11 protein-coding genes are annotated in these 13836 nt (G+C 40.0%); 3 read left to right on the top strand and 8 right to left on the bottom strand.

Annotation, left to right across the window (positions count from 1 at the left end):
- Together AC1DDK_RS06735 and AC1DDK_RS06730 are read right to left on the bottom strand one after the other, a co-directional pair.
- Positions 1 to 827 (bottom strand): hypothetical protein (locus AC1DDK_RS06735; protein ID WP_477633870.1); only part of this gene is annotated, 827 nt, incomplete at its 3' end.
- 5 nt (positions 828 to 832) lie between these two features.
- A complete protein-coding gene (locus AC1DDK_RS06730) occupies positions 833 to 1108 on the bottom strand; it encodes a hypothetical protein (RefSeq protein ID WP_172660235.1) in 276 nt (91 codons plus the stop codon).
- 254 nt (positions 1109 to 1362) lie between these two features.
- On the opposite strand from AC1DDK_RS06730, the gene AC1DDK_RS06725 reads away from it, so the two are divergent.
- The 3 genes from AC1DDK_RS06725 (at position 1363) to AC1DDK_RS06715 (ending at position 4418) form a co-directional block, all read left to right on the top strand.
- Positions 1363 to 2148, top strand: a complete 786-nt coding sequence (locus tag AC1DDK_RS06725) for a DUF4382 domain-containing protein (protein WP_172660234.1) — start codon at positions 1363 to 1365, stop codon at positions 2146 to 2148.
- Positions 2149 to 2190: 42 nt separating this feature from the next.
- A complete protein-coding gene (locus AC1DDK_RS06720) occupies positions 2191 to 2712 on the top strand; it encodes a hypothetical protein (RefSeq protein ID WP_172660233.1) in 522 nt (173 codons plus the stop codon).
- 167 nt (positions 2713 to 2879) lie between these two features.
- Positions 2880 to 4418: a hypothetical protein gene (locus AC1DDK_RS06715; RefSeq protein ID WP_246269457.1), complete on the top strand. Its 1539-nt coding sequence runs from the start codon at positions 2880 to 2882 to the stop codon at positions 4416 to 4418.
- A gap of 144 nt (positions 4419 to 4562) precedes the next feature.
- Here AC1DDK_RS06715 and AC1DDK_RS06710 read toward each other — a convergent pair whose 3' ends face one another.
- From AC1DDK_RS06710 to AC1DDK_RS06685, 6 genes are all read right to left on the bottom strand, one after another.
- Positions 4563 to 5891: a polysaccharide lyase 6 family protein gene (locus AC1DDK_RS06710; RefSeq protein ID WP_288883256.1), complete on the bottom strand. Its 1329-nt coding sequence runs from the start codon at positions 5889 to 5891 to the stop codon at positions 4563 to 4565.
- Positions 5892 to 5896: 5 nt separating this feature from the next.
- Entirely contained in the window at positions 5897 to 7333 is a 1437-nt protein-coding gene (locus AC1DDK_RS06705; RefSeq protein WP_337716886.1) for an alpha-L-fucosidase, read from the bottom strand.
- 97 nt (positions 7334 to 7430) lie between these two features.
- Positions 7431 to 8618 carry a glycoside hydrolase family 88 protein gene (locus AC1DDK_RS06700; RefSeq protein WP_337716884.1) on the bottom strand — a complete coding sequence of 396 codons (1188 nt, stop codon included), beginning with the start codon at positions 8616 to 8618 and terminating at the stop codon, positions 7431 to 7433.
- Between the two features lie 23 nt (positions 8619 to 8641).
- The gene (locus tag AC1DDK_RS06695; RefSeq protein ID WP_337716882.1) at positions 8642 to 10522 is read right to left on the bottom strand and encodes an alpha-L-fucosidase; all 1881 of its coding nucleotides are present in this window, start codon (positions 10520 to 10522) and stop codon (positions 8642 to 8644) included.
- The gene (locus tag AC1DDK_RS06690; RefSeq protein ID WP_172660228.1) at positions 10510 to 11673 is read right to left on the bottom strand and encodes an alginate lyase family protein; all 1164 of its coding nucleotides are present in this window, start codon (positions 11671 to 11673) and stop codon (positions 10510 to 10512) included. Before AC1DDK_RS06690 ends, AC1DDK_RS06695 begins: the two co-directional genes overlap by 13 nt.
- 5 nt (positions 11674 to 11678) lie before the next feature.
- Entirely contained in the window at positions 11679 to 13826 is a 2148-nt protein-coding gene (locus AC1DDK_RS06685; RefSeq protein WP_337716880.1) for a glycoside hydrolase family 31 protein, read from the bottom strand.
- Positions 13827 to 13836: the final 10 nt, after the last annotated feature.

Raw genomic sequence — 13836 nt, 5'->3', positions numbered from 1 at the left:
CTTTTAGCTTCAGTAATGGCATTTGCACCTAAAATAGAAAACTGATAGCTGACCTCGGCCATATAACTTGACCTACTATAACTCAATGGTATTTTAAAATTGTACGACAAAAGTTCAAAACTTGTTGCCGGCAAAGTAGTGGTTATTGTACTATTGCCATTTCCGTTTCCATTTCCATTACTATTACCGTTGCCATTTCCGTTGCCATTACCATTATTCTTTTTATTCTTCTGCTCCGTATAAGTTTTAAGAAAGTGCTGTGTACCTGCCACTATTTCTATCGAAGGTTCTATGGATAATAGATCTTCCTTACTAAATAGCGTACCTAGTTCTATTAGTTTTGAATTTGTTAATCCTGCAAACACATCGCTTTCTTGTCCAAAAGCATAGTCGGCAGATAAAGAACTCTTAAACCATGGCCAATTGTAATCGGCTGTTACATTTAGATTATTCTCATTAGATGCTTGTAATAATGGAGAACTTTTTGGGTAGAATGATCTGCTATAACCTACGCCGGCAGTAAATCTTTCGTTAAAATCATGATCATAACCAACTCCTAAATCTGTTTCAGAAATACCAGATCCAACACTTAAAAGTTTATATGCACCTGCAGAAAAATATAGACCAACAGGCAATCTTACTGTCGCATTGGCCAATACATAAGGCAGCTTTTCGGCCGTTGTTTGTCCATAGTAACTCACGTTATTGCTATATATAGCGGCCAAAGTTATTGTAGTTTTTTTTGTGTCGGCAGAGTCGATGTCTTTTTGAGCCTTAACTTTTATACTTAGCAAGCAAATAATTACACTAAGGGATAGTAATTTCATACAGGCTAGTGTTTTTTAATTTTGGGGCGACTTACTTTGATGGGTTTAACATCTGGCCTCCCCTTGGGCTTAACAACCTCAGGTTTTGGTTGTCTTCTTGATTTTGGCACTTCCTTAACCTCTTGCTTTTGCCTGTCTCCTTTAGAACGATCTGCTTGTTCAGATTTACCTTTTTTTTTCTGATTATAAGATTTCAGAGATGAGGTTCCCAAAGTATTTGATACTGCAGGCGAAACAAGTAAACAGATGGCTATTGTTACAGTTAATAAGTGTCTGACCATTGTTTGTAAATATATCGAAATGCTCATCATGTAAATATAAAGAAAGTTTACCTCTTTCGAGGCAAACTTTCAACCCCTCCTAAAACATATTCATGTTCATCTGCGCCACTCAATATCTATAACAAAGGTTGTTAGCTAACATGAAATTCAGATGAAATTTCAAAAGAATTAAATTATTTTTTGAATTTCATGTTGTTTTCATGTTCAGAGTTGAGCTTTGAGTTATTAATTGAAGAATTTAAAACTCTACTACTATGAAAAACAAAACAATTTATGCAACCCTGATGGTATTGGTTATTGCAATAGCATCACTTATAGGTTGTAAAAAAGACAGTCAGGCTTCTGGCACTACTAAGGTAGAGATCAGGATGACTGATGCTCCGGGAGATTTTGACGCTATCAATTTAAATGTAAAGCAAGTAATTCTGCTTTCGGGCGGTAAACCTTACACCTTTGAGGTTGATCATGGAATATTCAACATTCTTGATTTTCGAATTGGCACCAGTAATCCTGATATCTTAGTGGCCTCTGGCGATATGCCATCTGGCGAGATCACTGAGATCAGACTCGTGCTTTATGACAACAATACCATCGTTGTTGATGGCCAGGTACAAGATTTAAAAACACCTAGTGCACAAAGCTCTGGATGGAAAGTAAAACTTACAGAAAATCCTGAATTGTTGCCAGGGGTTACTTATTCTCTGCTTCTTGACTTTGATGCAGCTAAATCTATTGTTGCAACTGGAAATGGAAAATATATACTTAAACCTGTTGTTAGAGGTGTTACCGTTGCAACATCTGGTTTAATTTCTGGTGTAGTATTACCACTAACAAGTCACCCGGAAGTTTTGGTTATCGCCGGAACTGATACCGTTGGAACTGTAACAAATGCTACAGGTATGTTTACTGTTGGAGGGTTAGCCACAGGAAACTATACTGTAAAAATATTACCTGTTGAGGGTTTTGCAGAAACTACTATTCCTAATGTTTCTGTCACAGCTGGTCAGAATACCAGTATTGGTACCATTAATTTACAATAAACATTATTACCATTTTTTAACACACACTTAAAACATTTGGTTATGAAAAAGCTATTATTTTTAACATTACTTGCGGCAATTGGGCTTTTGCCTAACAAGTCAGATGCTCAGGTTAGCCTTAGCGTAAACATTGGTTCTCAGCCCGCATGGGGCCCTTCAGGCTATGATCATGCTGATTATTATTATATGCCTGATATTGAGAGTTACTATTATGTTCCTACCAGACAGTTTATTTACCTGAGTAATGGGAACTGGACTTTCTCTGCGGGCCTACCTCCAAGATACAGAGATTACGATTTATACCATGGATATAAGGTGGTTATTAATTCACCTGAGCCATATCGCTATTATAGAGACCATAGGGTAAGATATGCGAGATACAGATCATACCGTTCTCAACCGGTTCGTTACAGCCGTCAGGTGCGCTATGTAGATAGAGGTTATGACAGACACGATTCTTATAAGTATAAAAAATACAAAGGCAACGACAGAGGCTGGAAGGGTGATCGTGGAAGAGGACACGGAAACGGTCATGGCAATGGTCATGGGCATGGAAAACATTAGAGTTACATTTTTTAGTTAAAAGGCTTTGAACCGGATGGTTCAGGGCCTTTTTTGTTTCAACATGCCAACTCGGTTGATTATTGTGCCAAGTACAGAGAGTAAAAATCCCTCAATTATTGCTCAATTGCATGTGTACAACTGACAATAAGCACCAGTAATATTAAAAAATGAGCAGCAACAAAAACATACTAAAGGCATTCTATCTTATTCTGATAAGCTCTTGTCTGTTTATCTACCCCATTATCATTTCCTTTAAAAAGGACGGCACTTTTTGGAAGTCAAAATTTCTTACCGTAAATAAGGATGGCAGCATTACTTATATCCCCGATGAAAATGGAAATACCATTCCTGATTTCAGTAATGTTGGCTATCATCATGGATTAATAGAAATACCTGATATAAAAGTAGTTAAAAACCTTAATCCGGTACAGGGTGATGCAGGAAAGGCAATTCAGCAGGCTATTGACGAAGTTGCGGCTTTAGCACCCGATAGAAATGGATATAGAGGGGCTATCCTACTTAAGAAAGGGAGCTATCCCATTTCCGGAAGCATTTCTATACAAACAAGTGGTATCATTTTACGCGGAGAGGGCGGTGTTACAAAGCTTATTGCAACCGGAAAAGGACAAAGATCTCTAATTAAAGTAAGTGGAAAGGGAAAGGTTATTGAAGTAAAAAACAGCAGGGTAGAAATTGTTGATGACTATGTACCAACAGGTGCTAAATCTTTCAATATAGCATCATCAGAAGGCTTAAAAAAAGGCGATCGTATAATAGTTTTCAGACCAGGAACGGAAGCATGGATTCATGACTTAAAGATGGATCAGATTATTGCCAGAGATGGTACAAAGCAATGGACAGCACAAGAATACAACCTTAGTTATGAGCGACAAATAACGGCTATTAACGGCAATAAGATTTCTATAGACAACCCGATTGTAATGTCTATGGATAAAAAATACGGTGGTGGTGAGGTATTCAAATATCAGTATGCAGGCAGATTAGCCGAAAACGGAATAGAAAACATGCGTTTTGAATCGGAATTTGTTGGTGATGTTGATGAAGACCATGCCTGGGTTGCAGTTGAATTTGATCATATCGAAAATGGATGGGTAAGGAATGTGAGTTCTTACTATTTTGGCAACTCCTGCGTGAGTCTTAGACCAGGTGCTAAAAACATAACAGTAACTGATTCTAAGTGCTTTGATGCAAAATCTATCATTACAGGTGGCAGAAGATATTCTTTTAATAATGAAGGTCAGCAAAACCTTTTTCAGAATCTCGAAACTACTGAAGGACGCCATGATTATGTTACAGGCGCCCGCGTTAATGGACCGAATGTTTTTTACAACTGCAAATCCAGAAAAACACATGCCGATATTGGACCACACCACAGGTGGGCTTCAGGAACATTATACGATAATATAGATACCGATGGAGAAATTAATGTGCAGGATCGTGGCAACTGGGGCAGCGGACATGGTTGGTCGGGTGTAACTCAGGTATTATGGAACTGCAAGGTATCAGGCGCAGCAGTACAAAACCCATGGGTTTCTGGAAAAAACTATGCAATAGGTTTACGAGGCAAAAAACTAAAAGGTCGCTTGGATGGTAAAGAAAGTGGAGAATGGGAAGGTCTAAACCAATCAGATTTGGAGCCTTCTTCTTTGTTTAAAGCACAGTTGAAAGCAAGAAGTACAAAATAAACCTGACAGGTTAAACTCTTGTACATGCTAGTACTCCTGCTTTCCTAAAAAATCACCTTCTTAGAGGAGGCCTAGGAACTTTTGCCCTTTTTAGCGATGCGGGCAAAAGGTTCCAGACTCCGAAAAGAACGGTTATTTTTGCCTTTATTCGATTTTAAATACCTCGGTCATGCCTTTTTCCCAAGATGGGCCAATAGCTTCGGTTTTCCAAAAAGGCTCATGGGCTAACTCATCAGGCCTTAAGTACAATCCATTTTGATCCTTTTTTAACTTAATATTTTGAACAGCAAAACCTCTTGGAAGCTCACCAAAAGCACTATTACCTACAATCAGGTTGTCTTTAAATTCAATTTCTACCTTGTTATCATTCCATTTTAGCGGTTCATGTTCGGTTACAATTACATTTTTTGAGAAAATGGTGTTTAATGGTGGCAAATACCTGCCTGGATTATAACCAGCACTTATTGAAAAGGGTTCAGTAGCGTTAATGATCAGGTTGTTGATGATACTTGCGTTTTTAACCTGCCAGTGGCTTTTAAGTTCCGGATTTGGTAATCCGGCCATAATAGAAATTGCTGCGCTAACACTCTTTCCTGTAATACCTTGCAGGTAATTGTCGTGCACGTTATGCCCTTCGGCAATTATCCTTATTCCGCCTGTACCTGGTTTATTGTTGCCTATAAAGTAGTTTCCGTATACTTCTGAGTTATTGCCATGGCGCAGGGTAAGTGTTGCTTTACATTCATAAAACAGGTTGTTGCGGATAATATTTTTGCACGATTTAATAGATACAGCTTCCAATTCTCCGTCGCAATGTTCAAATATGTTGTTTTCAATGATGGTCTTTGAATCATGAAGGGACCAGGTGCTGTTACCTATCCTTAAAGTTTCACCGCCATTACCTCCCAATTCCGGTCTTTCTCCAAAATAGTTATGGTCTATTCTGTGGTAGTTAGGCTTGTCTGACAGCCATACCGTAAGGGTAACCCCCTGATGGCTTTTACCTTTGATAAAGCAATGATCTACCCTGTTATTAAAACCATTCATAGATATCCATCGATAATCAGCTGTTTTATCTGGGTTATTATATTCAACAATAGCAGTATTCGTTAGTCTGCACCATGTTGATTTGGTTGAGAATAGTACTACATCACCCTTGTCGATATATCCATTTGCAAAGGAAAGACCATCCACGACCAGCCATGCACCATCAATTTTAAGCGTAGAATTTCCACTTAGTGTGATACTGCCGGGTGTTGCGCTGGTAAGAGTAACAGGCTGATTTTTGGTGCCTGTTCCTTTAAATACCAATTGCTGATCTTTCCATTCTCCGACTTGCATAATCACCTTATCACCTGGTTTTAAATGTAAAACTTCCAGATCTTTAGCCGATTTTATTTTGTATTCTTTTGCGCTTAAAGCAGAGTTAAATCCCAGAAAAAGGATTAATCCCAGAACTATATTTTTCTTCATTATAATTAATCTAGTGCTCCTGTTTTCATTGCTTCTTTGGGCTTCGTCTGAATTTGATTTCCAACAATACCTTCAAACTCAACCTTTATTACACTTGCAATTGCATCTGGCGCTGCCGAAGGTAGTGCTATGGTTAAAACACCATTTTCTGTAGCGGTTTTCAGCTTGCTTTTTGTGGCTAACAATGTAGCTGAAAGCACTTCATTTTTAAGATTAGGAATAACCAATTTGCCATCTGATGGCCAATTAAATACAGAGAAATAAAGCGTGGTACCTTTGGCTGTTTCTTTTCGGGTACAGCGTCCCCATTCTAGCGGGGGTATCGGACTTGATTTGGTCGCGTAAATCGCTTCGCTATTTACTTTCATCCAATTGCCAATGGCTTTTAATCGTTCTATGCTTTCCTCAGGAAAAGTTCCATCTGGCTTAGGCCCTATGTTCAATAGGTAATTACCACCTTTAGAGGCAATATCGGCAAGGTTTCTGATCAGCGTTTCTGTCGATTTCCATTTGGTATCTGAAGTTCTAAATCCCCAGGTTCCGTTCATGGTCATGCAGGTTTCCCAGTCCATTCCATCCAACTCTGCCTGATTGGGTATTTTTTGTTCAGGAGTTTTGGTATCTCCCGGAAAATTAGGACGTTTTAAACGGTCGTTGGTAATAATCTGAGGTTGTGTTTTTAAGGCATCCTGTAATTTCAACGCTGCTTCATCTGTCATGTTTGTTGGGGTATCCCACCATAGCACCGCTATATCGCCATAATTGGTCATCAGTTCTTTAACCTGAGGTACCGATACCTCATCAATATACTGAGCAAAGGATTTGGTTTCCTGGGCAGGATCCCAATGTCCATGATGAGCTTCAGTGTAAGCGTCGACCTTTGCCGAGTCCGGATTTAACCAGCCTTCAGTCATTACCTTTCTTGCTGCAGATCCTCCTGCGTTATTCCAATCTTGGGCCTGCGAGTAGTAAAAGCCAAGTTTCATTCCTTGCTTTTTACAAGCTTCAGCCAAAGGCTTTAACAGATCTTTACCGTATGGCGTGGCATCAGTTATGTCCCACTTGCTGGCTTTTGAGTTAAACAAGGCAAATCCATCATGATGTTTAGCAGTAATGATGATATATTTCATGCCTGCGTCTTTTGCCATTTTTACCCATGCATCCGGATCGTATTTTACAGGATTAAAACTTTTAGCCATTTCCTGATATTCGGCTACCGGGATTTTAGAACGGTTCATGATCCATTCGGCCCCACCCCTAAGTTGTTCATGACCTTTATAAACCCCTGCAAACTGTGCGTAAACACCCCAGTGAATGAACATTCCAAACTTGGCCTCTCGCCACCATTTCATACGTTCATCTTTAGATAATTGTTTCTGACTGTAGCCTGTTTGTCCCAGAAAGAGAAGCGCTAACGTTATTGAAAATAGTATTCTACGCATGTTATATTTTGATAAATGTAATTGAGCAATACCTAAATTAGGGAGTAATAACTGGTTAATACTCTTTGTTTTTTGCCTATCGTTCAGCCTAATTGGCTTATTTATTTAATGCTTTGTATCTTAAAAGTGCTTCCAGATAATAATAATCTGCATAAGAAATCGGTACATCTACTTCGCTGTTAGATGGCTTTGAACCTGTACTGTGTAATAAAATAAAGCCCTTATTCTCTCCTTCAGGTGAAATATACTTTGTGCTTAAACTCTGCAACATGAGATTGGCTTTACTTTTATATAAATTCTTATTGCTGCTATATTTGCTTAATTCGTAAAGACCAGACACAATTACTGCAGCAGCAGAAGCATCTCGAGGCTCATTAGGTATACCAGGGGCATCAAAGTCCCAGTAAGGCACCAGGTCTTTTGGCATGTTTTTGTGATTAAGAATAAAGGCTGTAACATGCTCTGCCTGATTTAAATATGCTGGATCTTTTGTATAGCGATAACACATAGTATAACCATACAGCGCCCATGCCTGCCCTCTTGCCCATGCCGATTCATGACTATATCCCTGATGGGTATTCTTTTTTAAAACCGCCCCTGTGTTTGGATCATAATCGATAACATGATAAGAGCTATAATCTGCACGGAAATGATTCTTCATCGTAGTGTTGGCATGGCTCACAGCAATTTTATAGAATGATGAATCACCCGTAAGCTTAGTTGCTTCAAAAAGCAGTTCCAGATTCATCATATTGTCTATAATTACCGGGTTCACCCACTTATCCGTACTATGATCCCATGATCGGATCACTCCAGTTTTAGGATTAAATCTTTTACTCAATGTCTGCGCAGATTCGATAATTACTTCTTTGTAGTGTGGATCTTTGGTAAGCCTGTATCCGGTTCCGATACTGCAGTACACTTTAAACCCCATATCGTGGGTTACGCCATTTAGCTTTTCCTTTTCTATGTCAGCAGAAAATTTCTTTGCCTGTGTCAGCCAGTTTTCTTTACCTGTATATTCGTATAAAAACCATAGTTCTCCTGGGAAAAAACCGCTTGTCCAGTCTTTGGAGGCTACCAGTTTTAAATTGCCATGATCTAACGTTCTGGGCGAAACCAGTTCGGATTTACCGGAAGCTGCCTTTGCCTGATCTACTTCTTTAAGCATCAACTCTGTTTGTTGCGATGCCTGCTCAAATGCCTTTTTTACATTGATCTTTTGCGCAAGGGATGGTAATTGAAAAACAGATAAAATAAGTGCGGTAGAAATATATTTATTCATGATTGGGTAATGCTTTATAGGTTTTATTGAATAGGAATTAGCTGTACCTCTAACAGTTTCATTAGCTCAGCTCCTTTAATTTGTGTTGGTTTAATGGTAAGCAGTTGTATACCCACCGACGCCGAAATAACACCTGCATCCTGTGAGGTTACCATTCCATCGGCCGGAGGAACTACGGATGTGTTAATTTTAGTAGTTCCCAATTGGATTTCATAAGCAGCTCCAGAAGTTGAGCCTGCAATATATTTAACTACTACTTTATATTTGGCTGCTTGAAGTGATTTTAAGGTCCACGATAGGTATTGGTCCTTTAGCCTCCACCCATCCACATAATAGCGGTCTGCTTTACCATCGCCAAAAGTAAATTTCTTACCATGCAGTTGGGCATCAAAAGCAAGCAGTCTGTTGGTAGTGTTTTTTACTAACCGTCTTACCGTATCGGCAAGTATATTGCCTTTTACTTCCAGTACAACAACAGCATCAATAGCATCTGGCACTTTTTGAGGCAAAGTGACTACAGCATCTTCAGGCGTTAAGCGTTTGATTATCAATTTCTTTTCCGAAGGATCCGCCAAAAGATAAGCGTTACTTACATTGCTCTTTAAGCCTCCAACAAGCAGATTACCATCCGCTGGCCAGTCAAATACATGAAGGTAAAGCAGGTTAGCTTTCTGAGTAATAACACCCCATGCAGGGATAGGTAAGGCTGAACGTTTTGTGCCTTTAATGCTGGCTGAATTGGTTTTCATCCAGGTTCCTATTTCATCTAATATCCTGATATCTTTTTCATCAAAACTACCATCGCCTTTTGGACCAATATTCATTAAAAGATTACCACCCCTTGAAGCACTGGTTGCCAGAAGTTGTATAAAGAATTTAGGAGATTTATGACTGTTGTCGTGTTTTGAGTAACCATACGACTCATTCGTTGTTGGAATTGCCTCTGAGTCGCCTTCTACCGTTCTCAGTTCGGCTGGCCTATCGCCCGTGTTTAGGTAATCGCCAAAGTTGCCGTAATTACTTCTTGCAAGTCTGCCGTTGACAACGATATTTGGATCTGTTTCACGGATGGCTTCCAGTATCCTCAGATTTTCAGAAAGCGGTAGTTTATGTGGGGTATCAAACCAAAGTATATCGGGATGATACTTGTTAATTAACTCTTTTATTTGAGGAATGGCCTTTTGATCTACATATTTCACAGCTTTAGGAAGCCATTCCGGGTGACTATCGAACCAGTTTGCACCACCCAATAATTTATCACCTCCGGGATTTTGGTATTCCCAGTCGTTTCCGGGTGCATCGGGATGTTCCCAGTCAAAAGCATGAGAATAATAAAATCCAAACTTCATGTTGTACTTTTTAGCTGCTGCTGCCAGTTCCGCCATTGGATCTCTCTTAAACGGTGTTTGTTGCATTACATTAAAATCGAACACTTTACTGTCATACATTGCAAAGCCATCGTGATGTTTAGCGGTAATGATAAAGTACCCCACACCAGCATTCTTTGCTTTTAAAATCCATTCTTCGGCATTAAATTTTAATGGGTTAAATTCATGTGCCAGATCAAGATATGCGGCCCTTGTGATCTTTTCTTTCCGCATCAAATGTTCCGAATAGCCATTTACTTTTTTGCCTTTCCACTCTCCCGCAGGGTTTGAGTAAAGTCCCCAATGAATGAACATTCCAAAGCGTGCCTCTCGCCACCACGCGATGCGCTGATCGTGCGTTTTCATAGATTTGCGCCACCATCCTGCTGTTGCTGCATCTATGGCTTTCTGATCTCTTTGCAAGGCCTGATTAAACATGTTTACATCTTCATCTCCCGAAACCTGACTCTGTGCGGTGCTGCACAATAGCAGAAGTAATAGAAATAAAGAAATGTTTTTATAGTTTAGTTTAGCCATATCAAAGGATTTCTTACCGGTAGGTTTCTGATTACTTCTTCTACTTTTGGGTCATGCTCCAGCTTTAACCAGGTGTTTAACCATTCTGTTTTATGAAATGCCTGTGCTCCAAATATCAAAGCTGGCTGTGCAACGGGCCAGTTTTCCCAATACATCACATCAGGTTTTAAAGTCCACTTGCTTTTATCAGCCAGGTAAGGATAAAGATAGCTAATCCCCTTCTCAATAGATTTCCCGTCAACCGTCTTATACTCCCATAAATTATCGGTTTTAGTAGAAAGTATCTGGCAAAGCGTAGTCATGGCATCTAAATTAAAAATGGAATAACCATAAGGTTTTGTTCTCGACAGTTCTCTCGGAAAGCTTCCATCTACCGCCATTTGATCTGGCAACAACACTGTTTTATACCTTTCTTTGCAAAAGTTAAGCAATTTCTCATCCCCTGTAAGTTTAGCAAAGGATGCGACCTGCATGGTAAAGCAGGTTCCATGATTGTTCTGAGCATTCATTTCTGCTTTGCCATAAGGATGGCTCATTAACCAGCCCAGGTATTCTGTAAACCATTTTCTGGTTCCCGATAAAACCTTTGGATCTAGTACCTGTTGCATCACTATAACACCTTGTGCAACCTCTAATAGTTGTATGGTATCAATTATTCCTATCCCTCTGCCTGTAAACCTGCCTTTAATTGCCTGTGCATATTGCAGGTTTGCATTCATTAAAGTAGCAGCATTTATAAACCAGGCTTCTAAATGAACCATTGCCTGCTTTACATATTTATCATCTCCTGTTATTTTATAAGCAGATGCAAGTGCTCCAATGATTTTGCTGAACCGGATCATCGCCAACCGATGGGCAACAAAATTATCCGGATTGGTCATCCCATCTTTTTGAATATAAGGCGCGTTTGCATCTTTAGGATCAGGCCACCAGTAGTCGCCCTCCGAATAGAAGTCGTGCTTACCACCTGCACTTCTTAAGGAAGTTTCGGCTGTAACGGTAACCGGTTCTTGCTGCATAGCCCAGTTGGCCTGCTCCATTATCTGCGTTTTTAACACATTAACAGGCGCTTTTTTTATGGATGAACACGATTGCTGCACCATCATTACCACTATGGCTGTAAAGAAGATAAGTACGAATTTTCTAATCATTGCTGCTAATTGGTCATTGCTTTAAAAGTTACTTTATCAATTGTATTTGGCTTTCCGTTTTCGGCTTTAGATATACTTGTTTTCAGTTTACCACCTGCTGTTTTAGAGATGCTGATCTCTCTAAAGCTATACCCTCCTTTTTCATAATTAAAGGTCTCACCATCATCATCATAAAGCTGATATTTTGCAGGCTTGCTACCATAATACCTGATTTCCAGATTTACTTTTTCGTTAGGTTTTGGTGCATGTAGTAAGGCCGGCCCCATTGGGATAATGCCACCGTCTTTAACATATACAGGTATTTTATCCAGTCCTGGTGTAACAGTGATCACCTCTCCATCACCCGCATATTTACCGGTATAAAAATCGAACCATTTGCCTTTAGGAAATATTACTGTGCGCGTTTGCTTTCCGGTAAACATAGGAGCAACTAACAGATACTCGCCTGCCATGTACTGATCTTTAACCTCTTTACTCACTGCCTCTACATAAGGATTATCTTCAAGATTGGTGCTTTTTACTTCTTTTTTAACATCAGATTGATAACCTTCCTCCAGGTTCATTGCCCTAAACGGAGGGATTCCCTGAAAGTGGTATTTCGCAAACTCGCTGTACCAGTAAGGCATCATTTGCATACGCAAAATTGCCATGTCTTTCACTTGCTGTTCTACTTCCGGGTACGACCACGGTTTTGTACCGCTAGACCACGCATTGATCATTGCCATTGGCGAGAAAACTACCGACTGCATACGACGCAACCATTCCTCTCCGGTTTTAGATGCCCTCGCTTCGGGAGTCCACAATACCCCAGCAAAACTGCTGTTTATTAAAGCGGTAATAAAATCTTCATGGTTATAGTAATCGTTATAAATTACATAAGGCAATGAACTGCCACCACCATTAGAAGCCCGTACCAATCCATAAGTACGTTGGTTACGCTCATGATATAAGGCAGCGCTGTAGCGCTGAATAAGCAGGCCATAGGTTTGGCGCAATTGCTCTGCACTTTTACCCGATGGGAATATCGTTACATCAGGCCATAAATAATGGTCATAGCCATCTACCTCATCAAATTTATATCCGCTTATGCCAATATCTACCTGGCTCTTTTTAAGCTGTCCGAAGAAAATATCGCGGGCCTCGGGCATGGTTAGATCAGGAACTGCCCCAACCCAAACCGTATGGTCAGCAGTATAGGGTTTAATTGTCTTATAAATCGACGCTTCCGGCGATACATAAGGGTTAGTCCACAGGTTAAGTCTGATGCCTTTACCCAGCATCTCTTTTACAAAAGCAGCAGGTTCTGGATAGCGCTTAGTATCCCACTCAAATGTGCATGGGTAGGCTCTGCTTTGCCATCCCGGCTCCAGTCCGATAAAATCTAACGGAAAGCCTTTGTCCTGAAATGCTTTAGCTTCGTCTTCCACATCCTTAGAAGTAAACAAGGTTTTAACCCGCTGTGTAAAACCTAAACCCCAACGTGGTGGCAACACACCACCTCCATTAAGCAGGTTATACCTACGAACGGCATCTAATGGTTTTGGGCCTGCAAAAACATAAAACTCTACACCTTCTGCAGGAACAAGTATCTCTACACCATCAGAATAAGGGCGGGCCGACCAGCTTTTATCTGTATTACGATCTTTGGCTTCAGGCACGTTGGCACCATCTCTTTTAACCGAGGAACCTGCAAATACTTTTAAATAACGTGCTGAATTTACAAAAACGCCGTATCCATTAGATGAAACGTAAAATGGCGTTGGTGCATGGGTGCGTCCATTGTCTTTACCTCCATAATGATCTACATGGAGTTCAAGGATTTTACCGCGCTGGTGCACCGTTTGGAAGTTTAATCCAAAGCCATAAAGCTGCTCTTTTTTATCTAATGGAAAGCGCAGATAGGTTTTACCATCTGATAGTTTTCCGGTGATTTCGCTTTTTTCAAATGGGAATGGTGCATCACCCATGTTTTTTAGTCCATCAGCAGATGGTGTAGCACCTGAAGCAGTTAATAGGTTATAAGCCTCTGGTTTCCCGACACTGCCTTTCCATACACCTGGAGCCACTACTTCCCATTTAATATCCTGTGCGGCAAGATCAGTAGTTAAAAGTAAGAGCAACAGATACATCGGGTATTTAAATATTTTGTTCATGAAGGCAATT

It is taken from the genome of Pedobacter sp. 05T44, from assembly GCF_056395985.1.
This window is presented reverse-complemented; position numbering and strand designations above follow the sequence as displayed.

What these genes read in the sequence shown, in the direction of transcription:
- AC1DDK_RS06730 (WP_172660235.1), bottom strand. Translation starts at nt 1,108, where the DNA reads ATGGTCAGACACTTATTAACTGTAACAATAGCCATCTGTTTACTTGTT.
- AC1DDK_RS06725 (WP_172660234.1), top strand. Translation starts at nt 1,363, where the DNA reads ATGAAAAACAAAACAATTTATGCAACCCTGATGGTATTGGTTATTGCA.
- AC1DDK_RS06720 (WP_172660233.1), top strand. Translation starts at nt 2,191, where the DNA reads ATGAAAAAGCTATTATTTTTAACATTACTTGCGGCAATTGGGCTTTTG.
- AC1DDK_RS06715 (WP_246269457.1), top strand. Translation starts at nt 2,880, where the DNA reads ATGAGCAGCAACAAAAACATACTAAAGGCATTCTATCTTATTCTGATA.
- AC1DDK_RS06710 (WP_288883256.1), bottom strand. Translation starts at nt 5,891, where the DNA reads ATGAAGAAAAATATAGTTCTGGGATTAATCCTTTTTCTGGGATTTAAC.
- AC1DDK_RS06705 (WP_337716886.1), bottom strand. Translation starts at nt 7,333, where the DNA reads ATGCGTAGAATACTATTTTCAATAACGTTAGCGCTTCTCTTTCTGGGA.
- AC1DDK_RS06700 (WP_337716884.1), bottom strand. Translation starts at nt 8,618, where the DNA reads ATGAATAAATATATTTCTACCGCACTTATTTTATCTGTTTTTCAATTA.
- AC1DDK_RS06695 (WP_337716882.1), bottom strand. Translation starts at nt 10,522, where the DNA reads ATGGCTAAACTAAACTATAAAAACATTTCTTTATTTCTATTACTTCTG.
- AC1DDK_RS06690 (WP_172660228.1), bottom strand. Translation starts at nt 11,673, where the DNA reads ATGATTAGAAAATTCGTACTTATCTTCTTTACAGCCATAGTGGTAATG.
- AC1DDK_RS06685 (WP_337716880.1), bottom strand. Translation starts at nt 13,826, where the DNA reads ATGAACAAAATATTTAAATACCCGATGTATCTGTTGCTCTTACTTTTA.